We start from the raw sequence: 26,822 nt of genomic DNA, 5'->3' as shown, positions 1-26,822 counted from the left end.
CGAGAAGAATGAGGTCGGCGCCCGGTAGCTGTGCCAGGTCTTCAGTGCGGACGTCCTCAAGGTCCTGCGTGGCGAAGTCAACGCGGGCGCGCTGGAGGCTGGTCAGGGGGCCGGCCGTGGTGCGGTCCTGCTCGTCGGTCATGCGGTGTGCCTGTTCGGGGTGGGGGTGAGCGGTAGATGCGTGGGGAGTGCAGCAATGGTGTGCTGAATCGTTGCTGTTAGACAAGAGGTCAATGATCACATCATCCGAACGGGTGTTTTAGCTGGTCGGGGCTTGCGTTACCCACAGATACCCGTCCTGAAAATGTACGGTCGGCGATACAGACACCCCGTAATGATCACGGAAGCGTGTGGCGGGTGTCATCCGCCCCGCCGCCCGACTGGGTCCTCGCCCGCCGCCGGGCCGTCGGCGACCGCATCCGCGAACACCGCCGAGCCCGCAAGCTGTCCCAGGAGAAACTCGCCGAACTCGCGGGAATGGACCGGCAGGCCATCAACCGGATCGAGCAGGGGCATCAAGCGGTGTTGCTCGACAACCTGATCCAGATCGTGGAAGCTCTCGGCATCTCGCTCGGGGACCTCGACTGAAAGGGGCCCGCCGCCGGCGCACGGGGATGACGACACGGCGGCGGGCCCTGGCGGCCGTCCTTTCCCCTCCAAGGGAGACAGCCGCCCTTCCTCACCCTCGCCTTCGGCGCGGATTGGAGGCGGGGGTGAGGGGGTCGGAGAGCTCGACCGGAGGCTCGGGTATCCGCTGGTGCGGGGCAGGCCGGCAGCCACCCGGGCAGAAGAAGAGCGTGACACCGCCCGCAGACGCGGACGCGTGCTCATAGGTGTCGGGCTTGCCGTGGATCGGCTTGTGGCAGCGGTCGCACATCATCGGTACTCCAGGGCGAGCTTGTGCAGGGCGCGGCTGTCGGGGCAGTAGTCGCGGTGCGAGCAGCGGGCGCAGGCGCGGATGTGGATCCGGTAGACGCGGGCTGCTTCTTTCCCGGTACAGGGGCGGCAGGCTCGGGGCAGCCAGCGCTGTATGCCTCCGTCAGCAACGCGGATGCGGGGGCCGAGGCGGAGGCAGGTGTCGTCGAGGTTCTCCTTGCACCAGACGCAGACCGTTCCCTCCATCTGGCGCTTGGTGAGCGTGTGCGTCTTGGGCATCGCCAGCATTTCCAGCGCCGACATGCGGGCTTGTGTGCTCATCGGTCTGCCTCCATCTGCGCCCAGAGCCCGCATTCGTCCGTCGTGACGCCGGTCTGCCGGGACAGTTCGGCGATGATGCGCCAGCCGGGTCCGTGGCTGTGGCGAAGTGGTAGTGGGGCGGGGCCGGTGGCGGTGATGCGTAAGCGGGTGCCTGCGGTGGAGAGGGTGACTTCGATGGTGTCGGCGCCGGAGGCGAGGATCGCGATGAACAGTTCGTGGGCCACGGCCGGGGCGTCGGGGTGGTCGGTGCGCAGGCGTGTCCAGGCGCGGACTTCGGCGGCCTCGATGGCGAGGCCTTTGAAGGGCCGTCTGTATGTCGTGCCTGCTTCGGACATGAATGTCCCCCGCCACCGGTAGCTATCTGAGTACAGGTAGTGCTTATCTGTACTCAGAATGTCGTCGGGATTGGCGCTGGTCAAGCGGGGCGGGAATTATGTGCGCACAGATTGACGCGATCAGTAGGAGTGGGAGCATCGCCGTGGCACAGCCTGAGTACCTGCGGATCGCCGCCGACCTGTGACGCCGCATCTCCTCGGGCGAGTACGGGCCAGGCGATCAGATCCCCACGCTGCCTGAACTCAGCGTGGCCTACCGGGTGTCGGAGACGACGATCCGCAATGCGCTGCGCATGCTGAGCAACGAGGGCCTCATCGAGACCCGAGCCCGCGCAGGCACCCGCGTCCGCCCCCGGCCGCCCGTGCATCGCATGGCGGCCGACCGCTACCGCAACACCGGCGCCCCGCGGTCCACCCCGTTCACCCGGGACCAGGGCATCGGCTGGTCCGAGTACCGGCTCGACAAGCGGTTCGAGAAAGTCCAGGCCGACGCCGAGTTGGCGGCGCTGTTCGAGTGCGAGCCCGGCGAGCGGCTCCTTGCCCGGCACTTCGTGTTCTACGACAACGACCAGCCCACCCAGATGTCCACCTCCTACGTCCGCTGGTCCGACGTCGCCGGCACACCCGTCTCCGACCCCATCAACGAGCCGTGGCCTGGCGGTACGCGGGCGCAGATGGCGTCCATCGGGATCCGCGTCACGAGGGTGACCGAGTCGTTCACGGCGGCGATGCCGACCGAGGTGGAGGCGGCGACGCTGCGGATAGGAGCAGGGATCCCCGTCCTGAGGTACACGCGCCGGCATATCGCGGACACGGGCCGGATCGTCGAGGTCGCGCACCCGATCGTCCGCCGCGGCGATACGACGGTCGTGGACTTCGCGATCGACCTGGACGAGTGATCGGGGCCGTATCTCGCTAGGCTGAGGGCATGTCCCCCATCCCCCATGGCCCTGGCCGCGTGCGGTCTGCTGCGGCCGTGAACGAGGCGATCCGGGCCATTGTGGTGGGCGCGCAGGGCAGGCAGTGGACGGTCGCAGAGCGGGCGCTGTACGAGCTACTGCGGGATGAGTGGGTGGCGGCGCAGCGGGCGGAGATGACCACCGCGGCCTGAAGCCGCTAGTCGAGGGGATTGTTCCGGTCCTCAGACTCCAGTTCGGTTGTACTCGTCCACCCTCTCCGGCGGCGCAGGCGGCTCAATCCCCGCCCCCCGCATCTGCGACGTCAGCTCCCCCACATACACGGCGAACGCCCGCACCAGCGACCGAAGCGACCGCGCCTCGGCCTTCAAATCGTCGATGTCTTTCTGCATGTCATCCCGGATCTCCCGGAACGCCGCCAAATCCGCCGCCCGCTGGTTCGGCTCTGCCTGAATCGATGCCGCCGCCCGCCCGCCTCGATACGTCAACCAGCCCGTCACGATCACCCCGACAACGGTGACCACCGCCCCGCCCAGCCCCAGCCATCCGTTCACCCGGGTCTCCTGTCTTGCTCAGGGGGCACCCGCGAGGCGCACCAGATCACCCCGCAGTGGCTCGTCATATACCACACAAATATCCACAGGCCTCGACTGTAGTGGTCCGCCAGCCCCGCCCACCCATACGCGAACGCCCACAACGCTGGCGGCACCGAAGCGGCGACGAACCCCCACCGATCCCAGCCGAACGGCAGCCACGCCGACAGAAACGTCGCCAGCCCGGCCAGCACCCACACCGACGCCCAGCAGTGCAGCGGCGCGAACTGGGTGAGGAGGTTCAGGCCGTCGGTGCGTGGGGGCTCGACGACCATGCCGACACCCCAGCAGACTTTGCCCACCCCCATGAAGACGAGGAATGGGCCGCGGCGGCCCAGATGGCCGCTGAGCCAGCGTGCCGTCCGGGCCGCCATCTCAAACGCCCTTGGCGAGCGACGCCGAGTTCTTCTCGCCGAACGCCCGCGCGACGACGCCCTTCAGCAGGGACGCCGCAGCCGCGACACCGGCGGCGCCCATCGTCTGCCAGAACGAGGCGTGGAACATGTCCGCCGGGCCAGCAGCTACGCCCACGCCGCAGGCGGCGACGACGAAGGTGGCGACGGTGCGTTCGGCGAGGTCTCTGGCGTAGGTGCCGGCGGTCTTCACGACGGTGTCGACGTTGGGCAGGTTGATCTCAGACATGGTCAGCTCTCCTTCTGCGCAAGCGCGCGGGTGTGCGCGTCGATGCGCGCGTACTTCTCTTCCGTGCTGTGGCCGTCCCACGTGTTCGTCTCCGAGCGCTGTACGTGCGCGAAGAGGTCCATGTCGTCGGGCGAGACATGCCACGACGCCTGACCAGTGGGAAGTTCGATGATGACGACTGCCCAGTCCGGCTCGTCCGGGTCGTGGTAGCCGATCGCCGAGGGGTAGGCCGCCGCGAGATGGGCGACCAAGTGCGCCCGCTCGCGGTAGACACCGTCCACGGCGCTTACTGGGCGAGCCGTGCGGCGAGGAGGTCGGCGACCTTGGCGGCGAGCGCGTCCAGGTCGACACCGCCGAGGGCGATCGCGTCCACCTTCGTGGCGACGTCGTCGACCTTGGTCTCGATCCGGGCGACCTTCTTGTACTCGCTGGTGACGAAGCTGCCCCATGCCCAGTACGGGTTGGTGGTGTCGCCGTCGGGCGCGGCAAGGATGTTGTCGGTGCCGACGATGGTTCGCACCAGGTCGGGGCCGAGCAGCTTCGCCTTCACGGCCGCTGCGATCTTGTCGATTTCGTCCGTGGTCAGTGCCACGTCAGCCTCCTCGGGGGGCGGGGTGGGGGTGCCCTTGGCGAGGGCGATCATCTGGGGGAAGTCGATGGCGCCGGGGTCGCCGTGGGTGTTCTCGGGGACGTGCATGTGGCCGCAGACGCCCTTGAACGCCTCCCACTGGTCGAAGCTGAGTCGCTGGCCGCCGCCGTTGGCGTAGGACGTCGGATAGGCCGGCCACCGGCTCGGCCCGGTCAGCGGGACGCCGTGCTGCGCGTTCATCCACCGCAGGAACTCCGCGACACCCGCGAGCGCCCAATCCGGCGCCTCGGGCCAGTAGATGTGCGCCAGCCCGGCCGCCTGCCACTTCTTGTGGGTAGCCGGGTCGCACGTACCGACCTTCTCCACCTGGACCACGTTGAGCGTGTTCGTCGCGACGCCCCCGGACAGGTTGACCAGGGCGCGGGAGGAGCGGTCGATGTCGAAGTGCTGGTACCAGCGCAGCCGCCGGTTGGCGAAGTCCGGGACCGCGGTGAGGTTCGGCGCGCTCGCGCCGCCCCCGTAGTCGGGGAGGTTGCGGCCCTCGGTGGTGTGCAGGACGACGACGTTGACCTCCATCACGTCGCCGCCGAACCGGTTCTGATAGAAGTACGCGGTCGACGCCCCGGGGTACTTCTGCGGGCCTGTGCCGGCCATGACTGCTCCCCTTACACGTTCGTGGTGACGAGCTCTTGCTTCTGCGCCACCGCCTGTACAACCCCCGGCAGCGTCACCACGTAGGCCTTCACACTGGCGATGACGTCCAACTCCGGGACGACCTCTTCGTCCTGGTAGATCCCAGCGATGTGGATTTGGATGAGCGACGTGCCGCCGCCGCTTCTCCCTGTAACCGTGTACGTGGCCATGCCGCCTCCTCAGGCGATCCGCTGGAACTCAAGCCAGCCATCCGTGTAAACCGTCGTCGCGGTTGCGTTCGACGATGCCTGCGCCCAGTCCAGGGACACGGTGCCCGCCGTCGTCGACATGCGGACGGTGCCCATGAACAGAACGCAGTTTTGGTTGCTCGTGCTGATGGCGCCGAACGTGCGGGCGGAGTTGATGTCCAGCGATTCGGTGCGCACCATGTAGCCCTGCGAGCTGGCCGTATTGGTCGTCAGGGCGGGTGCGGAGGTGGAGCTGACGACGGTGTTGCCGGTGCCCAGTGGGAAAACTTCGCCGAGTGCACCGGACGGGACGGTGAGCTGCAGGCTGATGTCGGCGGCGTTGTCGCCGTCGTACTTGATCCAGCCGTGGAAGGTGTACACCGCGTTCGCCTCAGCGTCGAACGCGAGATGCGGATCCGCGGTCCGGCTGGTGGTCGCCGACCTCGCGGTGTCGGCGGTCTTGCGGACAGTCTGCGGCAGCATGCTCCGCAGCAGCGACGCGGTGATCCGCTGCCCGCCCGCCAGCGACGGGTAGGACTCGGCCATGCTGCCTCCTTACAGGGCTATGTAGGTGGGATAGGCGAGGGAAACCGGCGTGCCGGCCTCATGGGATTTGGTGACGCCGTTCACCGAGCGGGTCACGGTCAGGGTCTGCGGGTTGATCACCCGGTAGTTGTCGTACTGGATCGCCACGCTCGCCGCGTTCGTATTGCCCGTGACGCGGATCGAGCGCGTCCCGAACGAATGAGCGGCGCTGATCGACGAATCCGTCGCCGTCAAGTGCCACTCCGGAGGCTCCACCGCGGCCGTCGCCATCCACGCCTTCGCCTTGAAGGACGCCCCCACTCCCTGAAAGCGGACCCGCACAAACTGCCCGGCCACATGCGTGTCGGGGAGCGTGTAACTGGCCAGACTCGTCTGCGTGCTCGCGACCATCCGCATCAGCTGCACAGTGATCGTGTTCGACGTCGTGAACGCCAGCCGCACCTGGTACATGTTGCTGGAGTCCTGCATCCGGGCCGTCACGCCGCCATACAGCGAGTCGCCGGTGGCGAGAGCAGACGTCGTGACGTCGCAGTACAGGTCAAAGTTCGGGCCCGCAGCGGTCACTGACGTCCGGCGTGACTCATCCACCGTGGATAGCGTCGATACGCCGGCGCTGCCGTTGACCGCGTAGTCCGAGGCGCTCCCGCCGGATGTGCTCCAGGCTGCTCCCGTGTCCGCGCTGCCCCAGCCGTTCGACTCTGTCCGGGTGAACGTGTCGGACAGCCAGTCCGACACCGCCGTGACCCGCACGACCTCCCCGCCGAGACGGACGTCGAACGGCCAGTCCGCCGAGTCCTTCGTCCACAACGACACCTCGCCGACCGACGGCACCACCACCAGCGACGTATCGCTCGCATCGGCCGCCTCGTACAACTCCGTGTCGATATCGATCCGCGCATCCGCATCGTCCAGGACCCCGATGTAGGAGTACGGCGACGCCGGCCGACAGATGAACGACAGCCGGTGCTGGAAGTGGGTGAGGCTCTCTTCGCGGCCGAGGATGAGCTGGTCGACGGTGTCCGGGGGGAGCCAGGCGCTGGGCATGTTGGTGATCTGCATGCGGTCGCCGAGGCGGAGAGCGAGGATCGCGCGCTTCATCTCCGGTGTGATGCTGGGGTGGGCGAGGTTGATGCTGATCTTCGGGTAGCGGGCCTCATCCACCGTCCCGAGGTGCACGCGCCACGCGGCATGGTCCCGCAGCGTTGCCGCGTCCGACGACGCAAGGTTCAGGGTGAGCCCGCTGGTCTCCCCGTAGGTGCCGATACGGTCCGTGCCGAGCGCGCCCGTCGTTTCCTCGTACGTTTCGGAGACGCCGCCGACGGTGACCGTAAGCCGGTTCTGTATGTACCGGTCGTCCTCCACCGGCACCGGCACCTCGGACAGGTTGTAGCCCGTGTAGTCCAAGACGAGGGCCGGGTCCTGGTTGTACAGCGACGCCCGCGGCCGGTACCCGAGGCCGCGCTCGACCGTCTCGTACAGGAACCCGCCATCCGCGAGCACACACTCCTGAACCAGGGACAGCAGGTTCTGCTTGCCCTGCGGGCCCATCGCGACCGTGTCGTCCAGGTCGCCGACCCACTCGAACGGGATGCCTTCCTCCGCGCACAGGCGTTGGATCCGGCGGCCCGCGGCCTCCCCGGTCGGCTGGATAGCGCGGCCGAGGTCGGTGATGCTGCTGATGGTGTTCTGCAGCATCAGGTGCCCGGCCGCGCCGTCGGTGAGGCCCGCGGTACTGCTGAGCGTGGCCGATGCCAGCGACATCGACAGGACACGCGACAGGCTCGTGGAGCCGATGGTGATCGACGCCGAGTCCGTCACCCCGCTGTTGACGTCCAGCACGCGCAGCGTGGAGGTGATCGTGGAACCGCTGATGCTGTTTTCGAGCGACACCCGCAGCAGGCGGCCGCGCACGTCCATCGTGGTCGACGCGGCCGAACCGAAGATGGCCTCATCGCCGTCCCGAACCTGGATCGTCAGCGTGCCCGGCCCGCCGTACGATCCGACACCGCCAGCAGGGTTGTTGTAGTGGATGTCGAAGTAGTTGAGCAGGTTCACGCCGGCCGCGACTTCTTGGACTTGGAGGCGGGCGATGCAGTCGAGGTCGCTGAAGCCGCGTGGCGGCGTGTAGAGCAGGAACCGCATCTGGTACTGCGTCACGCCGGTCGTGTCGTATTTGGCGACGCCGCCAACAAGGGAGGCTTCGGTGAGGGTGGGGAGCGGGTCGGATGCGCCGAATCCGTCGTAGGCGGCCAGGCTTGGGTTGCCGGTCCACGTCATCGACGAGCCGTTCGTCAGCGCGGACTTCAGTTCGATGGATCCTGTCGGGTCCTCGCAGGGCCAGTACGCCACCAGACCGTCGAGGAGCGGGTCGGTGATCGCCCGGTAGAGGATGGACCGCTCCGGCGCCGGACCCTGCGCAAGGCGTTGGATGATGCCGTTGACGGACACGTCGGTCCACACGTCGCTGCCCGTGGAGTCCCAGTTGGGCGCCCACTCCGAGACCTCGCCCCAGATCCTGTAGCTCTTGCCGCCGTTGCCGTCCGGCACAGACACCCGGATCGGCGTGTTGCGGCCGATGCTGCCGTACCAGACCCCGGACGGGTTGCGGGGCGTGAACCTGCCGTCCGGGTTCTCCAACTGCAGTTCAGCGGTAGCGGCTTGCGTCTCTGAGCCTTCGCCGCCCCGGATTCCGGAGGTGATGGTGATGCGGCCGCTGTTGTCCCGGACGAGGACGTAGGAGGTGATGTCGACCCACTCGCCGTTGACCCAGATCTCCACGAGTACCGGCTCGCCGTTGGACGCCTCCCCGGATGCCCGCATCGGGCCGGGGAGGTTGGCGAGGCGGCGCTGGATTGCGGCGACGAGCGGGGCGATGGACGGCATGGGTCAGCCCACCTCGTTGAAGACGACCCACGTGCGCATGTCCACCGCTGTCGTCGGCGTCGTCGTCCGCACCCGCAGGAACCTGCTGATGGCGACGATGGGACGCGTGTCCGGCATGAACTGGCGGACGTACGTGTAGGGCGACTCGCTCGTCGTTGCGCTGAGCGACACCGCGTCGAACACCCGGGACGCGGTCGTGGATCCCTCGGCGGTGGCGGTGTAGCCCGTCGCTGACGTGCCCAGCGTGAGCAGGCTGGCGGTGCCGTTGGGGTCGAGGTTCGGTACGCCGCTGGCGACATGCGCGGTCACCGTCGCGGCGACATCCGTCTGCAGCAGTTCGACCACGCCGTCCGCGCCCGACGTGTCGTCGATCGTGAATCCCCACTCCAGGATCTGGATCTGCCGCGTGCTGGGCGTGGCCAGTTGCAGCATCGTCTTGATCGCAGTGCCCGTCGTGACGCTCGCCTGCGCGGCAGTCGTCGGCGCGGGACCGTTCCACGTGATGTACGGCAACTCGTTGTCCTTTCTACCTGCCGCGCGTCGGCTTGAGCGTGGCTTCGATCGAGCCGATCGCCCGGACCTGCTTGCGGCCCGTGTCGACCCACAACTCGCCGAAGTCGCGGTCGGCGATCCGCACCTGAATCACAATCGGCTGACCATCCCCGTCACCCGCCACCGGGGCGACCGATGCGGCAACCGGCGCGCTGCGAGGGCTGTTGAGCATCGACGCCCACGGCGAGCCGGAAGCACCACCGCCGGCCCCGCGCCCACCCATGGGGGTGCCGTAGCGGCCCCACTGGTTGAGGGCGTCAACGAAACCAGCAGGCCCGAGCCCGGTCATCTGGCCGCCCTTGCGGACAGTCTCGGGCACGATGACGCCCTCACCCTTGGAGGCGAGGATGAGTTCGGTGTCCTGGCGGGGGGCGTAGCCGGGAATGTAGAGGCCGTCTTGGGCGCGGCCGACGATACCGCCATATGACATACGCCCGGCCGAGGCCGCTGGCGGCTTCACGCCGTAGGTCTCGTAGTAGGTCGCGTACGTTGTATTGACGTACGTGTTGGCCGTCTTGCCGTTGAGGTTGTTCAATGCCTTGGATACGGCGCCGATGTTGCCCAGGGCCTGCCCGTTCGCGGTGTACACCTCGGTCCGGCCGTCGGGGAGTTGGCGGGTCTTCAACCCGACTGCCTCAAGGGCTTTGATCGCGGCACCGTTCAGCGTGGTGACCGTCACCGACTTCGCGCCCGGCGTCTTAGCGATCTCCGCCTGCACGTTCTGCAGGCCGGTGATCGCGTCCTGCCGCTCCAGCTTCACCAGCGTCTTGATCTCGCCCGGCGCGCCCAGCAGCGTGTTGACGTACTCCTCGGCCTTCTGCTTGCTGCCGAGCGTGGCCGTCGCCAGCTCCAGCATCTTCGCCCGCAGCGTCTCCGATTTCTTCGTCATCGATCCCAGCGACTCGCCCGCCGCCAGCCCCGCGGCGAGCATCTCGTCGTGCGCGGCCGCGGCCTGCGACATGGCCTGCGCGTTCGCCCGCCCGGCTTCGGTGTCGATGTTGAGGGTGTTGCCGTGCTCCTTGAAGCTGGCGGTGAGGTCGTCGAGTGCCTGCTCGAAGCCGATCTGTGCGTCGTACGCCGACCGGTTGACATCGTTCAGGGCGAGGATGGATGCCCGCAGGCCGTCCGCGGACTGCTTCTGCGCGTCCAGCTTCGCCGACGTGTCCTGCGCTGCCGCACCGAAGATGCCCATGCTTTCGACCGCGAGCTGCTGCTCGAACGCCGCATCCGCCAGCGCCGAGTTGTACTCGGGGAACAGGCTGCTGACTTCCTTCAAGGAGTGCCCCTGAGAAAGCGCCGCGTCCTTGATCATCGCGAAGCTCTTGGCGGCTTCCTCGGCGTGGCCGCTGGCCACAAGCGACGCCATCGCCTCGTCGAGGCTGGAGAAGTCGTCCTTCAACGCATTGAGGGACTTCTCGCCCTTCGCCATGTCATTGATCGAGTCGGCGAGTGTGTCAGCCAGATCGTCCAGCCCCGGGATACGGAACCCGAACGCGGTCTCCTGACTCTTCTCCGTCTCAACCCGGAGCTGCTTGATCTTCTCGACCAGGCCGTCCACGTCGCCGAACGTCTTCTTCAACTCACCCGTGAACTTCCCCGTCGACGCAAGGCCCTTCAGGCTGGTTGCCAGCTTGTCCACGTCCGGCGGCGCACCCCGTGCATTGTCGGCGAGCTTCTTAATGCCCAGCGCCACCAGAGCCAGGCCGCCGATAACGAGACCCGCCTTCATAGACGTGCTGAGGGAACCAGCAGCCGCCCTCAGGCCGGCCAGACCGCCGCCCGCCGCCGCTGACGTCGCCGCCAGCGCAGACAGGCGCGTCGACAGCGTATGAATACCGCCCGCCAGCGCCCCAACCCCGGCGCCGGCCAGGGAGGCAAGCTTCAGCCCGACCGCAAGCTGCATGACGGTCGCCACCACCCCAGGCGGCAGCGCAGCCACCAGCCCGGCCGCCGCGTTCACCAGCGTCAGCATGCCCGGCCCGGCCTCCGCCGCGGCTTGCACCAGCGTCGTGACCGCCTCGCTGATCGACGACAGCGTCTCCCGCACTGCGGGCCCGTTGGTGTCGGCGTACTCCATGAACGCCTTCACCGGCCCCGACATCTCCCCCTCGGACAGGACACGGGTGAAGTGAATGACCCCGTCAACCGCGTCCTTCAACGCACTGTTCGCGAACGTGGACAGCTTGTCCGCCAGGCCGTCGAAGCCCGGCGTAGCGATCGCCCCGCCGGCAATCGTCACCAGGCGGTCCAGTTGAGACGAAGCGCCCTTCGCCATGTTCGTCAGCCGCGGTATCAGCTGGCCCAGCACGGTGAAGGACTTCTCCACCGGGGTCATGGTGAAGGCGGCCATCTCATCCGACCACGACTGGAAGCCGTCCTTCAGCGTGCCCAGCGCCACCGCGGCGCGTGCCGTGGACTGCGGCATCGACGACAGGGTGGCCTGCACCGCGCGCTGCGCTTCCGCAGCCTGCTGCGACCCGCGCCCGTACTGGGTGACGGCGTCGTCGTACTTCTCCTGCGCCTTCGCCGCCTCCGACAAGCTGGAGACCTGCCCGGCCACCGCCGCACCGAACGCGGCGAGCGCCGCGCCAGCGCCGGCCGCCGCCCCCGCAGTCTTCAGTGCCGCCACCCCGAGCGCAGCCGTCACCGGGACCGCTGCTGTCGCCACTGGGACCAGCGAGCCGATCGACCCGGCAACCCGCCTCATCGCCCCGGACATGATCGAGCCTTCGGATACGAACCGGCCGCGCATGTCGCGGAGTTGGCCGTTGACGTCGCGGAACGCTCGGACGGCTTGGCCGCTGTCGGCGCGGATTGTGATCGTTACATCGTCTCCGGCCACGGGGTGTCACCTCCCATCTCGGGGTCGTCGTCCGGGGTGCCGAGCCGCTCGATGGCGAGCAGACGTAGCAGGCGCACGTCCTCCTGAAGGAGGGTGCTGAGGGTGTAGCCGGGGAACTGGCGGAGCAGGCTGAGGAGCCAGGACGCTTCGGTCAGCTCGCCAGGCTCTCCGACAGGGGTTCCGTCGGAATCGCTGACAGCTCCGGGTAGGTCTCGCCAGAGGGCGAGTTGTCGGGCAAAGGGTCGGCCTTGTGGACCCCCGTGAGTGCTTCGATCCACGCGGTGTTGAGGCGGCGGATCATGCGGGAGTCGCGGTTGGGGGCGTCGCTGACGGGTACGGGCTGGCCGTTTTCGTCTTCGAGATTCCAGGCGACGAGGGCTGCGTAGAAGCGCTTCATGGTGGCTGCGGCGTCGTCGCCGTCGCCGTCGAGGCCTGTGGCTTGGAGCCAGTCGGCGATGCTCATGCCGCGCATGCGGACTTCGAGGCCGTGGAGCTCGTCGCCGGGTTCGAAGACGAGTTTGATGGTGCTGGGCTCGCGGAATCCCACGGGGGCCCCTTTCCTGTGTGCTTGTTGGGACCTACGCCCAAGTCGGGACGGACCCGTTTGCGAGCTGACCGGGCACGGTGAAGGTGAGTTCGCCGGACGCGGCGCGGGTGAGCGGGTAGTCCGTGAAGATCATTTCGTTGGCGAGGGTCTGACCCGAAACGGTGAGCGTCACCGTCCGCTGCACGCTCGTGGACGACACGGTCTTGAACACGTCGTGCGACATGTTCGAGGCGTCGTTGAACACGCCGGTGCCCTCGAAGGTGGCGTCAGCGAGCAGGAGCAGTCGCTCGTAGGCGGACTTGTCGATGCCGGTGACGTCCTGGACGCCGCGGGGGGTGGCGAAGCTGATGTTGGTGAAGTCGTTGACGATCGCACGCGCCGTGCCGGAGCTATCGTCGATGCTGCACGTGCTCCATCCCAATCCCGACTCTTTGGCCAAAGCTACTGCCCTCCTTCTTCGCCGCGCTCACCAGCGTGAACGTCGGATTCCGTAACCCACTTCGGCAGGCTGTCGCCGTCGACAGCCAGACAGCCGAACATCTTGCGGACCCCGCTGCGCTCCACCCATTCCTCGTGGAACTGCACCGGCACAGGGATCGTCTCGGCACCGAATGCGACCTTCAGCGAGTGGACCTGCTTGCCGCCGTCCACCAGCGCGCGCAGGCGCACACTGGGGCCTGTCAGCGCGATCCAAAAGCCCGCAGGGCCCAGGACTCGCCGCTGCCCACGGCCGTCGTCGTGTGGCACGTCGTAGACGAGGCGCGGCATGCTGATGTCGATGTGGTCGCAGTCGTCGGTGTACTCCCCGCCGTCGATCCACAGGCGCCAGGGTTTCGGCTCAGCCATCACGCACCCGCCTCCCGCGCCCGGGCGAGCTTGTCCTGATGCTCCGAGAACTGCTCCACCCACAACTCCGGCCGCCGATGCCGAACAGTCGGAGTCCGCCGCGGATTGCCACGCCAGTCCCCATCCCGCACCACAAACAGCTCCGGCTTCCCGAGCTGAATCCGGTGATCCGCAGCCTGGAAACAGGCTTGCCCCGCCTCGAACAGCCACCACGTCTCACCCGGCTTCACCGCCAGCACCCGATACCGGTACTTCGCCGCCTTGATGAGGTGAATCTGCTCCGGCGTCATCACCTCCACCTGCGCCTTCCACCCGTTCAGATACCGGGGGCAGTCGACTTCCGCGCACGTGGCCTTACGCCAGTGCGTCTCCGTCGGCATGAGAATGCTGAACGTGCGCCGCGCTGAGGCCGGCAGGAGCGGCGTGGGCCTGTTGATCTGCATTCCCATCAGAACACCTGTCCCGCAGTCGAGTTCTTCACGATCACCACGGCGAACGCGAGCGACGAGAAGCCGCCCGTCGTCACCGTGACCGCACGCACGTAGCGGCGGATGGTGGCCGTGTTCGCCGTGGCGATGCGTTCGGCGGTGCGGCCGGCCGTGAGCTGGGTGAAGGACAGACCGGCGACGTCCGTGAAAGAGCTGTTGTCGGCGCTGTCCTGGATCTTCACCGTCACGTCCGTGCCGCTGAACGCGAACGCCTGCAGATACGCCTGCGCACCGAAGTCCGCCGACGCTGTGGTGTCGATCGAGGCACCGTTGGTTGCCGCCGTGTCTGTGCGCACGCCGGCCGTCAACGATCGGCCCCACTCCAGCCCGAACGCGTTGGACTGCGCCTCCACCGCGAAGGTGAACGAGCCGTCGGCGCCGCGATTGCCGTCGTAGTTGATCTGCTTCGCGACCATGCACGCGGCGGGGTTGCCGAGGGTGGTGCCGCGGAAGTACGCGCAGTGCACGTCGGTCGTGGGCAACGTCTTCATGCGGGCGTGGGCCTGGTTGGCGGCCGGGTTGAACCAGGCCTGCCACGACATGCCGCCCGTGCGCAGCCCTCCGATCCGCTCGTAGGCGGACTTGTCGATGCCGGTGACTTCGAGGAGGGCCGGGCCGCCGCTGGTGCTGATCGACCCGATGTCGCCCGACACGTCGTAGCCATGCAGGTAGAAGTTGTCTCCGAGGCCGCTCTGCTTTGCCATCTACGCCACCTGCGTCCAAACATCGTTGATGATCAGTGGGATGGTGAGCGTCGCCGCCCGGTACGTCGTCCCGCCCGCGAACCGCGTGTAGCCGAACACCGCCGACAACGGCGTCCCATAGGCGCCGAGCAGGTCGACCATGCGAACGTTGCCGCCGAGCTCGAAGTCCCCGGAGTACGCGGTCAGGAGGGCGTCCGCAGCGCCGACGATGTCCACGTCCACGCCGTCCGCAGGTTCCGTGTCGGCAGGCTCCAGCAACGTCGCCATCAACTCCAGACGGCCGGTCGTCGCCTTGAGGCCACTGCCGGTCGGGACGGGCCCGATGCGGGACACCCAGAACGCGGCAGTGAGGCCGCTGCCCGGTGCGGAGATCGGCTCGTGCCCAAGCACCTGCCCAAACAGACCCGTGGCCTGTGCGTGGGAGGTGAGCACGTCGCGGTAGGTGGAGAGATTCAGGGGCACAGCCGATCACATCCGTCCCGTGTACCGGCGTAGGAGCCGTTCGCCGATACCGCGCTTGCGGGCGTTGAGCTTGTCCCGCGTCACGATCCAGTGGTCGTAGCCCTTGAACTTCGTCACCGGGAAATTCCGTGAGCCGATGCCAGCAAGCCACGGCCCGTACACCACACGGCTGTCCGAGATGGTGTGGCCGTCGACGACCTTGCAGCGGGACTCGTAGTAGCCGGTGGGGTTGCGGAACACCCGGTGCATCTCACCGCGGAGGATGTTCAGGCCCTCTTCGGCGAGTCGGCGTTCGAGGTGGTCGACGTAGGCGTTTAGAACACGCTGGGCGCGGCCGTCAAACATGGGGCCGTTCGCGCGGGTGGAGACGTCGAAGAGCATGGCTACACCGCCCTCGTGCGGGCCTTGCGGCCGTGGCTGGTGTACACGCGGGCCCGCAGGTCGGCGAGCCCGCGGCCGGTCGCCTCGCGTTCGTTCTCGCCGCTGCCCGCGGTGCGCGCGTACCCGGACCGCTCTTGCAGCAGGGACGTGAGGGCCTCGGCGATGACGAGGTCGCGGACGGGGCCGGGCGGGTCCCATCGGTAGATGTCGTCGCCGCTGGACATGGTGGCTGCGGTGGTGCCGAGGGCCCCTCGCTGCACGGTGAGGGTGCGGGCGGCATAGATGCTGGCGCCCAGGGAGTGCGCGGCGAGGACCGTGCCGTCCCACGCTCGTTTCACGGTCAATGCCGTGTCGGTTTTGTCGACGATGAGCATGCGTTCGGAGTCGATGAGGAGGGTTTCGCCGATGCTGAAGCCGCCGGAGACGCCGGTCATGGTGACGTCGGCCTGTGAGACGGTCATTGCCCCGGGGAGGGTGACGAAAGTGTTCTTCATCGTCTTGCCGGTGACGATGAGACGTTCGGTGCCGATACGGAGGACGCTGCCGACGCCGATGCTGTGGGCGGTGGTGACGTCGAGGTCGGTTTCGGTGGCGGTCATCGCCTCGTCGACGTCGGCAACGAGGGTTTCGTCGTTGCGGTAGCCCCACAGGCCGGTGATGGTGATGTCGCGCTGGTGGGTGTCGCCGCCGCCGTACGCCGCGTTGGAGTCGAGGTCGATCTCCAGCCGGTTGTAGGGCGGGCCAGTGCGGTTGGGCTCCAGGAAGTAGTCGCTGGCGGCGATGGTGGTGCCCCCGGAGGTGAGGGTGGTGATGGAGATGAGCTCGTTGTCGTCGAGCCACAGCCGCCACGACGGCCGGTACTGGGAGGACGGCCAGTCGAAGTAGCGGGTCGCGGCCTCGGGGTAGAACCGGCGGTGGCACAGGGCCTCGACGCCGCGTGACGCGGACTGCAGGGCGCGGTCAATCTGCGCGCTGTTGTATGCAGTGGGCTTGACATCAAGGGCGTGCATCACGTCCTCACGCGTCGCGTACACCGGCGGCAGCACCATCTCTCATCACCTCCTCTCGCATCTCGTTGGAACCGGGATGGTCAGGCCTCGTCAGCAGCCGACGTATCGGCCGCCCGGCCGCCACCCGTCGAACGGGCAGAACGGCTGCCCGTCTGGGCCTTCTTCGAGCGGCTCCCCGTCGTTCGGGCACGCGACGGGCTGGGCTTCTCGCTCGGCTCGGGCTCGCTCGACGGCGTCTCGGGTGATGTCTCCGAGCTGTTCCCAGGCGATGACTCCTCACCGCCTTCCTCGCCTGCGGGCGCCGGCCACACGTCCGGGTCGCCCTCGCTGGACCATGAGCCGCCCACGATCGACGCGCCCGCGATGCTGGGGCCTTCGTGGCGGGTGATCTTCGGCATCTCCTGTCCCTCCTCGACGTGCTTGGTACTGCCGCAGTGGGGGCAGCACGGCGCGCCCACCGAAAAGACGGTGGAGCACACCGTGCACAGCCACGCCGCCACGTCAGGCCGCCACCACGGTCGCGCCGACGTCGTACGGCACCCACGTCAGGTACCAGGTGATCTCACCGTCCGTGCCCGCGCTGACCGACTCGATCTGCCCGACCGGCAGGATCAGATCGGACGGGATGTTGTAGCCGCCCCGCAGGAGCGGCGGCGCGGCCGTGGTGCCCTGGCCGAAGCCGAGGATCGTGCCGGCCGCGGTGTCGGTGGTGCCGATGTCGGTGGCGGCGTTGATGTCGGTGGTGTCGCCGGTGGTGGGGTTCATCTGCAGCTTGTAGCTGTTGGCGACCGTGATGCTGGTGCCGACCAGGCCGAACAGCGATGTGATCGCGACGCGGCCCCCAGCGATGGTGAAGAGCGCCACCGTGCTGGCGGCCAGTGTTCCGGTGGACTTGGAGAGCGGGCCCTTGCCGTAGCGCAGGTCCCGGTAGGCCCTGCCCGAGGTAGGTGATGCAGCCATGGGTCAGTGCCTCCTTTCAGGACAGCGGGGCGACGAGGTTGGCGGGCTTGCGCGGGGCGCGAAGCTCGTGCAGCAGGTACAGCACGGCGCAGTGCCGGGTGCCGTTCGTGCCGAGGTCGGGGATGTCGAGGCTGATGTAGCTGTAGCCGTCGGACAGTTGTGTCGCGTTGACCTCGATGGCGAGGAGGAGTTCCTCGGACGCCGCGCCCACGTTGGTGATCTCGGAGGCGGCGGTCTGGGTGGCGCGGGTCCAGGTTTCGTCGCCGTCGAGCGTTGTCTCGGACTTGTAGTAGTAGTGGTCGATGATGTCGAGGTCGGCGGTGGTGCCGCCCGTCGAGGCGGTGTGCTGCTGCAGGTCGACGTCGGTGATGTCGGTCGACGCGCCGGTGGTGACGACGAGGATCGTGCAGGCGTCGGCATTCTTCAGCGACACGCGCTTGCCGGTGATCGCACCGGCGACGGCGTCCGTTGGCACGCAGCCGATCGAGACGTCGAAGAGCCTTCCGAGGCCTTCCATGGTTGCCCTCCTAGTGGGGGTTGATTGCCACGTTGGAACTGGCCAGGGCGGGGGCGTTACTGCCCGCCCTGGCTGGAACCGTTACGCCCGGGTCGCGACCTTCACGAACGGGGACAGGGTGTTGGAGCCCTGGTTGGGGGTGATCGCGGACTGCAGCCACGGCTGACCGTCGACCCGCTCGATCACACGCATCGCGGTCTTGTCGTTGCCGAACTTGAAGTGCGTCGACGTCTCCGACTGCATCGCTTGCCGGTCACCGATCAAGTAGTAGCCGAAGTCGACGAAGTTGATGTCGCCGACCGTGCCGACGGTGGAGACCTTCTCGGTCCACACGACGGGCCGGCCGAGGATCGTGACCGGCGGGGCGCCCGCGCCGTCGCCGTTGCCGATCCACACGGCGCTGCCGCCGGTGCCGACGGACTGCGCCATGGTGGCGAGTTGCGGGAAGGTGTCGATGTTCGCGACCCACACGGCGCGGCCGATCGACGCGGGCAGCATCCGGGAGTACGCCTTGATGATGTTCTCCCAGAGGATCGTCCCCGCCTCCTGATCCGTCTCCTTCGCGACCGTCACGGCGGCCGGCGCGTTGAGGTAGCCGAGGGGCTGGCCGACGCCGTTGCCGGAGGTGAACGCGACGTCCTCGAACCAGGCGAGGGCCTCGGGGTAGGACTCGTTCATGAACTGCTCCAGGCTGATGAGCGAGTCCTTGAACAGTTCGTTCGGGATCTCCGAGTACAGCGTGAGCTTCTTCGCGAGCAGGTTGATCCGGCCGAACGACGGCGCCGAGTCGGTGAGGGTGCCGCCTTCCTCGGTCCAGTAGCCGACGATGCCGCCGTACACCGAGGAGGCGTTCGACGTGCTGTCGATGGTCGGGTACGGGACGGAGAGGGTCTCCATCGGTACGACGCGGGCCCGGGAGCGGACGACGGCCATCTCCAGGGCGACTCGCAGGAGTTCGGAGCGCAGGTACTCGGGGATGAGGAACCCGCCGTCGCTGGGGACGGTGGAGCCGAACGCGTTCTGGATCTGCGCGATCTGGTCCTGCGCGGCCATCGCGGCCTGTCCCTTGGACCCGGCCCAGGTCGCGACGAGGAAGTCGCTCCAGTTCCCGAACTGCTTGTCGAGGCTGGCACCCGGGGCCTTCGGGTTGTAGTGCCGCGAGCGGGCGACGGGGGCGGCGTTCGGGTTGAGGTTGAGGCGGTTGATGCCGTCGATCTGCTCGTTGCGGAGGATCTCCGCGAACTGACGCTGAGTTTCGGCCTTGATCTGCGCCTCGATGTCGGGGTTGTGCTTCTGCTGACCCTTGGCGAAGTCGAGGATGAAGGACTCCAGGGTGTCCTTGTCCTTGACGATGTGCTTGAGCGTGGCGGTGTCGCCGAGCGCTTCGGCGAGCTCGTCGGCGTCGCGCGGGATGGTGGGGGTTGCCACAGGTGCCTCCTTCAGGCTGCCGTCGCCGCGCTGGACGACGAGTCGGGCTCGATCAGGTGGGAGACGAGCGCCGACCAGTCGTCCGCGTCGTCGGGGATGAGAGCGGCGACCAGGGCCGTCCACTCGTCTACGGGTTCGGCGGCGGGTGCCTCCGGCTCCGGCACCGCGGCCGGCGCCGGGGCGGGATCGACTGGCGGAGTCTCGGCGATCGGCTCCGCGGGGGTGATGTCCTCGGCGGGCGCGGGTGCAGGCTCTGCTGCCTTGGTGACGGCTGCACGCAGTTGCTCGACGAACTTCTCGCCCAGAGCGGCGGCGATGTCGATCGTCAGCGTCGGCTTCTGCTCCGGCTGCTGAGGGCCCTGGTAGCCGTAGGCAGCAAGGTCCCAGGCGCGGGCCATGTCCGGCTCGTCCTCCTCTTGGGGCTCGACAGTCTCGGCTGCCTTGGGAGCCTGGACGGCTTCGTCGGCGAGGCCGTTCTCGACGGCGTCCTCGGGCAGGTACCAGGTCTCGGCCTTCATCCGCTCGCGCCACTGTTCGCGGGTGCCGCCCGCACGCTGGGCGTAGGCGTCGGCGATGTTGTCGGAGATGAGGTCGAGGAGTTCGGCCATCTCTTCCATGTCGGCGGCGTTGCCGAGGCAGACCCCGGACGCGTCGTGGATCATGAGCATCGTGTTGGGGGCCATCTCGATGCGGTCCCCGGCCATCGCGATCACGGAGGCGATCGAGGCGGCGATGCCGTCGACCTGCACGGTGATGTTCGCCGGGTGGCTCCGGAGCGCGTTGGCGATGGCGATGCCCTCGAACACCGACCCGCCCGGGGAATTGATCCGCACCCGCAGGTTCGGCGCGGTCACCCCGCGCAGGTCCGCGATGAACTGGTCGGCGGTCGCGCCGTACCAACCGCCTACCTCGTCGTACAGCATCACCTCCGCCTCATCCGGGGAGGCCGCATTGGTGATGCGGTACCAGGTCTTGGCCTCCACGCCGTGCTGGGCGCGCAGCTTGTCTGCCTGCTCCCGCTGGCGTGCGAGGAAGCTGTTCAGGTTGGCGGGCAGCGTCAGGCCCGGCATTCGGCTCACGGCGCCTCCTCGGCGGGCGGGGTCCAGCCGAGCCGGACCAACAGATCGCGGGTCTTCTCCGGGACAGCCACGAGCGGGTGCTCCAGCTCGGTGTCCAACTCGTGCAGGACCACATCGACCACGGCCGTAGGTCGGTCGGTGAGACCGATCCGCAGCGACACCCCAGTCACGGCGCTGGCGATGTCCACGCCGTCGAGTTCGACCTGCGTGCCACCGGGAAGGCCAGTGCCGCCAAGGCGCAGCTTCCGAGGACGGATGCCGTGCTTACTCATCGCCGCCTCCCTTCCGGCCGCGCTTGACCACGCGGCAGCGGCAGTCGTTGCCGTACTGGGCGCCGACGCAGTGGATGTAGCCCGACCCGCCCGGGTAGTCCCGGTACGCCTGGGCGCGGTTCTTGTATGTACGGCCGTTGTTCTCGCGGCACGGCTCGCACGTGTCGTCGTCGTCCTGCGCGACGACCACCCACCGCTGCGCAGCCTCGATGTCCGTACCGAGCAGGCCGGCCACCGTGTCCGCCCACTCGTCCGACGCGGGCGCAGTGGTGCGGGCCGGGCCGACGTGTGGGATGTCCGGCAGGCCGACGGCGGACAGGGTGCCCTTCGGCTCGAACCCTGCGGACACCAGGACGGCGGCGGCCTGCGAGCGGGCCGTCAACTGGGTGGCCTCGGACTCGACGTCGTCGGGGACGGGGTTCTCGTAGTCGAACTCCAGGCCGTCGCCGGTGCGCCCGTACAGCGGCAGCAGCTGGTGGTTCAGGGCGTCCCGTATGGCTTCGAGGTCGGGGACGCATAGCCAGCGGGCGAACATGCGCTCGCCGCTGTCGCCGTTGGCGCGGTTGACGTCGTCGACGGCGCCGGTCATGGGCTTGGGGAACCCGAACGCCTCGCGGATAACCTCGCGGCTGAGGTTGCGGAGTTCAGCGAACTGCATGTCGCGCTGCGTGAACTTGCGGTCTTTCCAGACGCCGTGCTCGAGGATGGCGACCCGGTGGGCGTTGGCGACGCCCTTGTGCTGCTCGTTCCAGCGCTCACGCAACTCGTCGAACTGGTCGTCGGACAGGCCGTTCGGGACCTCGATGATGCCGCCCGGCTCAGCGCTGTTGAGGAAGAACGAGCGGTTCCACTCCGCGGAATAGCGCACCGCATCGAGGTCGGTGAGGAGGGCCTGCACCGGGCCGATCCCCCGGTAGGGGTCGGTGGGATGCGGGGTCCGGATGAAGATGACGTCTTCCTTGCGGAGCGCGACCTCCTGCCCGTCCGGGCCGGTGTACATGTAGCCCAGCAGGAACTTCTCCGGGTCCGGGACCGGGCGGATTCGGTCCGGGCGCACCACCCACATCTCCAGCGGCAGGTCCACCCGCTCGTCCCGGGCGATCACCCACCACGTCTCGCCGGTCAACTGCTTGTGCTGCGCCCCGGCTTCGACGAACACGGACTGCGTGTAGAAGGGGTTCGGCCGGTTCCACAGGTCCAGGGCGGCGTGCGCGGTGACCTCGACGCGGTCTTCCTTCTTCCCGCTCTTGGCCTTCCGGTAGAGCTTCCACTCGACGCCGGCCTCGGCCTTGGCGGTGCGGTTGACGATGGCGAAGAGGGTGGAGACGGCGCCCATGGCATCGAGTTGGGCGGTGGTGCCGCGTTGGCTGCCGAAGAGGCCGCGGCCGTATGAAGCGGTGCGGGAGGCGAACGGGACGGGCGTCGTGGTGGCCGTGTTGGTGCGGTTGAACAACGCACCGAGGAGGGTTCTGGCCACCTACCCCTCCCCTCGCCTAGGTGCCGCTGTAGAACCGCCAGTTCAGGACGATGCAGCCGACACCGAGGGCGGCGACTCCCGCTGCCAAGCCGAAGGCCAGTATGGCGGATCCCGACAACAGAATAACCCCAACCGTGTCAAGCACAACCGGCATAGCTCTATTCAATCCCTGCATCCACCTGCGCACTGGAACCTTCCTAGCCATCTGGACCGCCCCTCGCTCACCAAAGTTTCGTTGTAGGGATCTCACAAACTAGACGGTTCAGAGCCACCGCACCCGCGTCCGGCCGACCAGATCCCGCGCCGCAACCATGTACCTGAGCGCGTCACACCCGTGGTCGTTCTCCTTCACCGGCTCCTCCTTCAACCCACCCTTGTTGCCCGGCTTCACTGCCCACACGTAGCCGGTGATCTCATCTGCCGTGCACATCGGCAGCGACCCCGTCTCCAACTCCGGATCCCGCTCCACCAGCGCATTCCGCGCGATAAACAGCCGGGGCTTACCGTCCGGCTGCACCTTCAAGCGGGACTGCACCGCCTGGATGCCGTCCGACACAGACTTATGCGCCGGCTTCGTTGACAGGCCCAACTTCCGTTCCAGCGTGGCCCGGTCCTCGGCGTCGTGGTCGACGTAGATGGCACGCGGGAGCTGGCCGCGGGGTTGGCCGGACGCGTAGTACAGGATGTGCTTGATGCGTTCGGCGTGGTCTTCGACGAGGCGGCGGGTGAAGTAGATCTCCCGGGCGAGGTAGAGGCGGCCGTCGGGGTCTTCCCACCAGTCCTGGTAGACGAAGGGGTTGGTGTAGCCGAAGTCGACCGCGCCCCATCGGGTCCAGGCCGCCGTGGGTTTGACCTCGTCGACGAGGTGGATGGCTTCGTCGTAGGCCTCGTAGATCTGCCCTTCGACGGCCGCCCACTTCCCGTCCCGCAGGCGCAGGCGGCGGACGCCGGTAAGGGCGTCGAGCTTGGCGAAGTACGCGGCGCCCACCGTGGTGGGGGTGCCGTCGGCGTTCATGTACGCGGGGTTGTCGATGTGCCGCGAGATGAGCATGCGGGCCTGGCCCTGGTCGCAGCGCTGTTTGAGCCAGTGCGTGGGCTGGGCGGGGTTGCAGGCGGCGATCTGCTGCTGCCACGACAGCACGCCGTTGCGGAGGCGGGTGGCGATGGACTCCCAGTCGGTGACGGTGAGTTCGGTGGCCTCGTCCGCGAACACGAGATCATACTCCGCCGACATGATCTTTTCGGGTTTGTCGAGGCCACCGACCACGATGACGCTGCCATTGGCGTACCGGTAGCAAGGTGCCTCACGCGGGCTGCCGCCGAACCAACGGACGATGCCGGCCGCCATGGCTGCGGCAGCGACCTTCTTCTCGTAGGTGACGAGAGTGGTGGAGCCGAGAGAGACGGCGGTCTTGCGGACGATCAGGCAGCGGATGCCGGGGTTGTTGAGGGCGGCCAGGTGGACGCGCCAGAGACAGGCCAACGATTTGCCGGTGCCGGCGGGGCCTGCGATGACGAGTTCGGAGTCGCGGCTTTTGAAGACGTCGAGGGCGGCGCCGCGGGGTTCGTATCGGACGACGGTGTCGGCCGCGGTGGTCATGCTGATGCCAGGTGGGCGGGCTGCTTTCTGGGGAGCCAGGACCAGGCGGCGGGTTCGAGGTCGGGGTCGTCGTCGGCGTTGTCGAACCAGCCGTCGAGGCAGGGCTGGCAGAGGAGGCTTACGTTGCCGCCGCGGTGCTGCCAGCGGACGACTGCGGGGCGCCGGTCGGGTTCGCTGCGGCCGTTGCCGCGGTCTCGCCAGATGTGGGAGCAGCAGGAGCAGAGGGTCATGTGAGGTCCTCTGGGTTGATGCCGACGACCTCGTAGCGGACTCCGCCGGACACGTTGATCTTCTGTTCGGCGTCGAGGCCGACGAGCTTGCGGAACGACTCCAGCGTGGTGCGGGCTTCGCGGAGCGCGGCGAGTGTGGGGCCGTTGTCCTTGAGTGGCTTCTCTTCGCCGGTCTCGGGGTCGGGCATGGTGACGACCTTGCCGTGGGAGACGACGACGTGATCCGCCTCAGCGACTTCCATGGCGATCTCGTAGAGGTTCTCCAGCCGGTCCATGTGGAGGGCGAGGAGTTGCTCGGCTGGGCCTTTGATGACGTCGCGGACGGCGGCGCGGATGACTTTGCGGACGTTGGAGCGGTGGCTGTAGCCGAGTTCGTCGGCGATGGCTTGGTAGGTCCAGCCGTCGCGGTGGAGTTCGAGGGCGCGGGCGGTTTTTTCGGCGGTGGTGATGGTGGGGACGTAGCGGCCGCTGTGGTCGCGGGCGTTCTGGTTGGGGTTGGCCACGCCTCCTCCTTCGCCGTGGTGTTCGTGTTCTGTGATGATACGGCGGCTGGTCATCGTGGATACTGATGAGCAGAGAGGGAGCGTGCCCAGGGCGCGCGTGAGGGCCCGTCCCGGGCTGGTGGCGGTTCCGGGGCGGGCCCTCTGCTGTACGGCGAGGTCAGGCGAGTTGGGCGGCCGTGATGAGCGGGTGCGGTTCGAGGGACACCCAGTCACAGCCGCCGTGCGCGTGGACCGCGCCGCTCTCCTCGTCCTGCCACGCCTGGTCCAGGTCGAACGGAATCCGTTTCGCGGCCTCGACGAACGGGCCTTTGGCGGCTTCCTTGCTGGCGTAGACGCCGAGGACTTCGCCTCCTTCGTGATCCTCACCGGTGGACAGGACCCAGACGGTCGGGCCGGTCTGCTGCTGCTGGCGGTGGGCGAGCTCGGTCATGTGGTGGATCCTCTCGCGGGTTTGGTGTGGCGGGTGATGTGCGGTCAGCTCTCCCAGCCGCGGGCGACATCCAGCGCGCGGCGCAACGCCGAGGCGAGCGGCATGCGCTGCACCTCCGGCACTAGGACGGTGCGGTCCACGTCGGCAGGCTGGCCCGTGGTGTCGCGGTCGTAGACGGTGTACGCGAGCCGCATCCCGTTACCCTCTGGCCGGACAGTGAGCACGTCACCCCAGTCCGACGTGGTCCACTCAGTGCGGTCGGTGAGGGCGGCGATCAGACCGGGCACGTCGACGGTTCGCATCGGGTAGTCGGGGCCGTCCGGGGTCACTTGGATGTGTGCGGCCTCGCAGATCTGGATGAGGACGACGCCGTCACCGGGGTCCTGTCGCAGGCCCTCGGGGATGACGCGGAGGCGAGTGCCGTCGGGGGTGGTGTAGTCCCAGGGCTGGGGGGTGAGTTCGGCGATGACGTTGTTGAGGGCGTCGCGGAAGTCCACGGGGGGTTCTCCTGTCGTGTCAGGCGGCGAGGAGGAGGCGGGCGGCGAGCTGGTGGTAGCAGCGGGAGCCCTTCAGGCCGGCGGGGCAGGTGCAGCCGGTGGGGGCGGTCTTGTAGGTCTCGGTGCCGTCGGTGGAGACGGCGATGAAGATGACGGAGCGGAGGGGGATGATCGCGCCGTCTTCGATGAGTTCGCGGGCGGAGGCGATCTGGTGGGGCTTGTAGTCGGTGAGGTCGACGGCCGAGTGGCGAACCTTGGCCGCGCACTTCGCGCCGTATCCGAGGGCCTGCGACTTGGCGGTACGGAGGGCGCGGCCGCAGCGGAGGCAGTTGGTGTGGGTGGTGGTGGCTGCGGCGTTCATGTGGTCCCCCTCGTCCGTTTCCTTGTGGGTACACAGTAACGCTAAACCGTGTACCCACACAAGAGGTGACGCGAAGAAATCCGTGTGGGAACATGAGAGGCATGCCCGAAGCCACCGACCACACCTTCATCACCCGCTTCCGCATCCCCCGCGCCATGTGGGACGCCTACGGAACCGCCGCATCACGGGTAGGCGTTGACCGCAGCGCTGACCTTGTCGACCACGTCCGCGACTTCATCCGCAAGCACGGCAACGAGCAGGAGCTCGCCGACCTCGCAGCCGCCGAGCAGGAGCTGGCCGAGCGCCGAGCACGCAAGGGCGGCCGGCCGAAGAAGGAGCCGATCTCATGAGCCACCGCCCGTACCCGAGCCTCGACCGTGCCCGTCACCAGCTCGACCGCCACGACGACGAGACCCCGCCGCTGCCCGACGGCTCCGGCCAGCTGGCCCCGTTCGCGATGCCTCGCCTTGTGATCAGCGACGAGGCGCGGGAAGCGATGGGCGCACGGCTGGCTGAGGTCGGGGCGTCGCTGCGTGCCGCGTTCCAGCCGCGCCCGGTGAGCAGCGAGGAGAAGACCGCATGAGCGAGCGACACCCGTTGATCGACCTGTCCGACGCCTCGCAGTACGAGTACCTGCCCGTGAGCTGGACCGTGCCCGGCCTGCCCGGCGACCGCAGTGAGTACCGCTCGCAGATCTTGCGCGACTGGTGGGACGGGACGTCAGCCGAGGAGCGCGACCGGTTCCTCAACGAGCAGCGCAGCCAGCTCGCCGTGTCGGTGGCACGAACGACGGGCGTGCGGGTGAACCCCGGCGAGATCACGTACAGAGTGCACGGCGTGCGCCCAGGTGAGGAGCCCACCCCATGAGCGTCCACTACATCACCACCGACCGCAGCGAGCGCTACCACACCGGCGAAGACTGCCCCGCCTTCCAAGCCGGCCGCGCGGGCAACGCAGCCCAGGGCATCGAGCCGCGGCCACTCGTGCACCTCACACCCGACGAGGCGCAGCACGTCCGGCAGACACCATGCCCGGAGTGCTGCACCGCATGAC

General features: G+C 68.0%; 40 protein-coding genes. 7 read left to right on the top strand and 33 right to left on the bottom strand.

Features of this window, described 5'->3' with window-relative positions; all coding sequences use genetic code 11:
* The first annotated feature begins 357 nt into the window (after positions 1-357).
* Positions 358-588 carry a helix-turn-helix domain-containing protein gene (locus tag IE263_RS45875; RefSeq protein WP_189944106.1) on the top strand — a complete coding sequence of 77 codons (231 nt, stop codon included), beginning with the start codon at positions 358-360 and terminating at the stop codon, positions 586-588.
* Positions 589-876: 288 nt separating this feature from the next.
* On the opposite strand, the gene IE263_RS45870 is transcribed toward IE263_RS45875, so the two are convergent.
* On the bottom strand, positions 877-1,197 hold the full coding sequence (locus tag IE263_RS45870; RefSeq protein ID WP_189944105.1) for a hypothetical protein: 321 nt from the start codon (positions 1,195-1,197) through the stop codon (positions 877-879).
* Positions 1,194-1,532 (bottom strand): hypothetical protein, encoded by a 339-nt coding sequence (locus IE263_RS45865; protein ID WP_189944104.1) that lies wholly within the window; start codon positions 1,530-1,532, stop codon positions 1,194-1,196. Before IE263_RS45865 ends, IE263_RS45870 begins: the two co-directional genes overlap by 4 nt.
* Before the next feature lie 191 nt (positions 1,533-1,723).
* On the opposite strand from IE263_RS45865, the gene IE263_RS45860 reads away from it, so the two are divergent.
* Positions 1,724-2,431, top strand: coding sequence for a GntR family transcriptional regulator (locus tag IE263_RS45860; RefSeq protein WP_268256146.1), 708 nt, complete (start codon positions 1,724-1,726; stop codon positions 2,429-2,431).
* Positions 2,432-2,460: 29 nt separating this feature from the next.
* The gene (locus tag IE263_RS45855) at positions 2,461-2,643 is read left to right on the top strand and encodes a hypothetical protein (protein WP_189944103.1); all 183 of its coding nucleotides are present in this window, start codon (positions 2,461-2,463) and stop codon (positions 2,641-2,643) included.
* A gap of 30 nt (positions 2,644-2,673) precedes the next feature.
* Here IE263_RS45855 and IE263_RS45850 read toward each other — a convergent pair whose 3' ends face one another.
* From IE263_RS45850 to IE263_RS45700, 31 genes are all read right to left on the bottom strand, one after another.
* Positions 2,674-3,003 carry a hypothetical protein gene (locus IE263_RS45850; protein WP_189944102.1) on the bottom strand — a complete coding sequence of 110 codons (330 nt, stop codon included), beginning with the start codon at positions 3,001-3,003 and terminating at the stop codon, positions 2,674-2,676.
* On the bottom strand, positions 3,000-3,416 hold the full coding sequence (locus IE263_RS45845) for a hypothetical protein (protein WP_189944101.1): 417 nt from the start codon (positions 3,414-3,416) through the stop codon (positions 3,000-3,002). Before IE263_RS45845 ends, IE263_RS45850 begins: the two co-directional genes overlap by 4 nt.
* Position 3,417: 1 nt before the next feature.
* Positions 3,418-3,684: a hypothetical protein gene (locus IE263_RS45840; RefSeq protein WP_189944100.1), complete on the bottom strand. Its 267-nt coding sequence runs from the start codon at positions 3,682-3,684 to the stop codon at positions 3,418-3,420.
* A 2-nt stretch (positions 3,685-3,686) separates the two neighbouring features.
* A complete protein-coding gene (locus IE263_RS45835; protein WP_189944099.1) occupies positions 3,687-3,965 on the bottom strand; it encodes a WDGH domain-containing protein in 279 nt (92 codons plus the stop codon).
* Positions 3,966-3,970: 5 nt separating this feature from the next.
* Positions 3,971-4,927 carry a hypothetical protein gene (locus IE263_RS45830; protein ID WP_189944098.1) on the bottom strand — a complete coding sequence of 319 codons (957 nt, stop codon included), beginning with the start codon at positions 4,925-4,927 and terminating at the stop codon, positions 3,971-3,973.
* A gap of 11 nt (positions 4,928-4,938) precedes the next feature.
* The gene (locus tag IE263_RS45825; protein ID WP_189944097.1) at positions 4,939-5,136 is read right to left on the bottom strand and encodes a hypothetical protein; all 198 of its coding nucleotides are present in this window, start codon (positions 5,134-5,136) and stop codon (positions 4,939-4,941) included.
* A 9-nt stretch (positions 5,137-5,145) separates the two neighbouring features.
* Positions 5,146-5,700, bottom strand: a complete 555-nt coding sequence (locus IE263_RS45820; protein WP_189944096.1) for a hypothetical protein — start codon at positions 5,698-5,700, stop codon at positions 5,146-5,148.
* 9 nt (positions 5,701-5,709) lie between these two features.
* Entirely contained in the window at positions 5,710-8,583 is a 2,874-nt protein-coding gene (locus IE263_RS45815; RefSeq protein ID WP_189944095.1) for a hypothetical protein, read from the bottom strand.
* 3 nt (positions 8,584-8,586) lie between these two features.
* The gene (locus tag IE263_RS45810) at positions 8,587-9,096 is read right to left on the bottom strand and encodes a hypothetical protein (protein WP_189944094.1); all 510 of its coding nucleotides are present in this window, start codon (positions 9,094-9,096) and stop codon (positions 8,587-8,589) included.
* 13 nt (positions 9,097-9,109) lie between these two features.
* On the bottom strand, positions 9,110-11,977 hold the full coding sequence (locus IE263_RS45805; protein ID WP_189944093.1) for a hypothetical protein: 2,868 nt from the start codon (positions 11,975-11,977) through the stop codon (positions 9,110-9,112).
* A gap of 151 nt (positions 11,978-12,128) precedes the next feature.
* A complete protein-coding gene (locus IE263_RS45800; protein WP_189944092.1) occupies positions 12,129-12,524 on the bottom strand; it encodes a hypothetical protein in 396 nt (131 codons plus the stop codon).
* A gap of 31 nt (positions 12,525-12,555) precedes the next feature.
* Complete coding sequence (locus IE263_RS45795) at positions 12,556-12,945, bottom strand: hypothetical protein (protein ID WP_229911533.1); 390 nt, start codon at positions 12,943-12,945, stop codon at positions 12,556-12,558.
* Between the two features lie 20 nt (positions 12,946-12,965).
* The gene (locus IE263_RS45790) at positions 12,966-13,370 is read right to left on the bottom strand and encodes a hypothetical protein (protein WP_189944091.1); all 405 of its coding nucleotides are present in this window, start codon (positions 13,368-13,370) and stop codon (positions 12,966-12,968) included.
* Positions 13,370-13,819 (bottom strand): hypothetical protein, encoded by a 450-nt coding sequence (locus tag IE263_RS45785; RefSeq protein ID WP_189944090.1) that lies wholly within the window; start codon positions 13,817-13,819, stop codon positions 13,370-13,372. Before IE263_RS45785 ends, IE263_RS45790 begins: the two co-directional genes overlap by 1 nt.
* The gene (locus tag IE263_RS45780) at positions 13,819-14,562 is read right to left on the bottom strand and encodes a hypothetical protein (RefSeq protein ID WP_189944089.1); all 744 of its coding nucleotides are present in this window, start codon (positions 14,560-14,562) and stop codon (positions 13,819-13,821) included. The genes IE263_RS45785 and IE263_RS45780 overlap by 1 nt, the downstream gene beginning before the upstream one ends.
* Positions 14,563-15,024 (bottom strand): hypothetical protein, encoded by a 462-nt coding sequence (locus IE263_RS45775; protein WP_189944088.1) that lies wholly within the window; start codon positions 15,022-15,024, stop codon positions 14,563-14,565.
* A gap of 6 nt (positions 15,025-15,030) precedes the next feature.
* Positions 15,031-15,405 (bottom strand): hypothetical protein, encoded by a 375-nt coding sequence (locus tag IE263_RS45770; RefSeq protein ID WP_189944087.1) that lies wholly within the window; start codon positions 15,403-15,405, stop codon positions 15,031-15,033.
* A 2-nt stretch (positions 15,406-15,407) separates the two neighbouring features.
* Complete coding sequence (locus IE263_RS45765; RefSeq protein WP_189944086.1) at positions 15,408-16,454, bottom strand: hypothetical protein; 1,047 nt, start codon at positions 16,452-16,454, stop codon at positions 15,408-15,410.
* A gap of 41 nt (positions 16,455-16,495) precedes the next feature.
* Positions 16,496-16,813 carry a hypothetical protein gene (locus IE263_RS45760; RefSeq protein ID WP_189944085.1) on the bottom strand — a complete coding sequence of 106 codons (318 nt, stop codon included), beginning with the start codon at positions 16,811-16,813 and terminating at the stop codon, positions 16,496-16,498.
* A 103-nt stretch (positions 16,814-16,916) separates the two neighbouring features.
* Positions 16,917-17,375 (bottom strand): hypothetical protein, encoded by a 459-nt coding sequence (locus IE263_RS45755; protein WP_189944084.1) that lies wholly within the window; start codon positions 17,373-17,375, stop codon positions 16,917-16,919.
* 16 nt (positions 17,376-17,391) lie between these two features.
* Complete coding sequence (locus IE263_RS45750) at positions 17,392-17,892, bottom strand: hypothetical protein (RefSeq protein ID WP_189944083.1); 501 nt, start codon at positions 17,890-17,892, stop codon at positions 17,392-17,394.
* An 81-nt stretch (positions 17,893-17,973) separates the two neighbouring features.
* Positions 17,974-19,320, bottom strand: coding sequence for a phage major capsid protein (locus tag IE263_RS45745; protein ID WP_189944082.1), 1,347 nt, complete (start codon positions 19,318-19,320; stop codon positions 17,974-17,976).
* An 11-nt stretch (positions 19,321-19,331) separates the two neighbouring features.
* A complete protein-coding gene (locus IE263_RS45740; RefSeq protein WP_229911535.1) occupies positions 19,332-20,390 on the bottom strand; it encodes a head maturation protease, ClpP-related in 1,059 nt (352 codons plus the stop codon).
* A 5-nt stretch (positions 20,391-20,395) separates the two neighbouring features.
* The gene (locus IE263_RS45735) at positions 20,396-20,671 is read right to left on the bottom strand and encodes a hypothetical protein (RefSeq protein WP_189944080.1); all 276 of its coding nucleotides are present in this window, start codon (positions 20,669-20,671) and stop codon (positions 20,396-20,398) included.
* Positions 20,664-22,148 (bottom strand): phage portal protein, encoded by a 1,485-nt coding sequence (locus tag IE263_RS45730; RefSeq protein ID WP_189944079.1) that lies wholly within the window; start codon positions 22,146-22,148, stop codon positions 20,664-20,666. Before IE263_RS45730 ends, IE263_RS45735 begins: the two co-directional genes overlap by 8 nt.
* A gap of 262 nt (positions 22,149-22,410) precedes the next feature.
* On the bottom strand, positions 22,411-23,748 hold the full coding sequence (locus tag IE263_RS45725) for a phage terminase large subunit (RefSeq protein ID WP_189944078.1): 1,338 nt from the start codon (positions 23,746-23,748) through the stop codon (positions 22,411-22,413).
* Complete coding sequence (locus IE263_RS45720; protein WP_189944077.1) at positions 23,745-23,978, bottom strand: hypothetical protein; 234 nt, start codon at positions 23,976-23,978, stop codon at positions 23,745-23,747. The genes IE263_RS45725 and IE263_RS45720 overlap by 4 nt, the downstream gene beginning before the upstream one ends.
* Entirely contained in the window at positions 23,975-24,481 is a 507-nt protein-coding gene (locus IE263_RS45715; RefSeq protein ID WP_189944076.1) for a helix-turn-helix domain-containing protein, read from the bottom strand. The genes IE263_RS45720 and IE263_RS45715 overlap by 4 nt, the downstream gene beginning before the upstream one ends.
* Positions 24,482-24,638: 157 nt before the next feature.
* Entirely contained in the window at positions 24,639-24,911 is a 273-nt protein-coding gene (locus IE263_RS45710; RefSeq protein WP_189944075.1) for a hypothetical protein, read from the bottom strand.
* A gap of 44 nt (positions 24,912-24,955) precedes the next feature.
* The gene (locus tag IE263_RS45705) at positions 24,956-25,408 is read right to left on the bottom strand and encodes a hypothetical protein (protein ID WP_189944074.1); all 453 of its coding nucleotides are present in this window, start codon (positions 25,406-25,408) and stop codon (positions 24,956-24,958) included.
* A gap of 19 nt (positions 25,409-25,427) precedes the next feature.
* The gene (locus IE263_RS45700; RefSeq protein WP_189944073.1) at positions 25,428-25,769 is read right to left on the bottom strand and encodes a DUF6011 domain-containing protein; all 342 of its coding nucleotides are present in this window, start codon (positions 25,767-25,769) and stop codon (positions 25,428-25,430) included.
* Positions 25,770-25,870: 101 nt separating this feature from the next.
* Here IE263_RS45700 and IE263_RS45695 point away from each other — a divergent pair, with 101 nt between their 5' ends.
* From IE263_RS45695 to IE263_RS45680, 4 genes are read left to right on the top strand one after another with little or no spacing between them, the layout of a single operon-like run.
* Positions 25,871-26,119 (top strand): hypothetical protein, encoded by a 249-nt coding sequence (locus tag IE263_RS45695; RefSeq protein WP_189944072.1) that lies wholly within the window; start codon positions 25,871-25,873, stop codon positions 26,117-26,119.
* The gene (locus IE263_RS45690) at positions 26,116-26,352 is read left to right on the top strand and encodes a hypothetical protein (protein WP_189944071.1); all 237 of its coding nucleotides are present in this window, start codon (positions 26,116-26,118) and stop codon (positions 26,350-26,352) included. Before IE263_RS45695 ends, IE263_RS45690 begins: the two co-directional genes overlap by 4 nt.
* Positions 26,349-26,636, top strand: coding sequence for a hypothetical protein (locus IE263_RS45685; protein WP_189944070.1), 288 nt, complete (start codon positions 26,349-26,351; stop codon positions 26,634-26,636). The genes IE263_RS45690 and IE263_RS45685 overlap by 4 nt, the downstream gene beginning before the upstream one ends.
* Complete coding sequence (locus IE263_RS45680) at positions 26,633-26,821, top strand: hypothetical protein (protein WP_189944069.1); 189 nt, start codon at positions 26,633-26,635, stop codon at positions 26,819-26,821. Before IE263_RS45685 ends, IE263_RS45680 begins: the two co-directional genes overlap by 4 nt.
* Position 26,822 lies beyond the last annotated feature (1 nt).

It is taken from the genome of Streptomyces aurantiogriseus (assembly GCF_014649375.1).
Lineage (GTDB): Bacteria > Actinomycetota > Actinomycetes > Streptomycetales > Streptomycetaceae > Streptomyces > Streptomyces aurantiogriseus.
The sequence above is the reverse complement of the archived record's forward strand: the minus strand, read 5'-3'. Positions and strand labels throughout refer to the sequence as shown.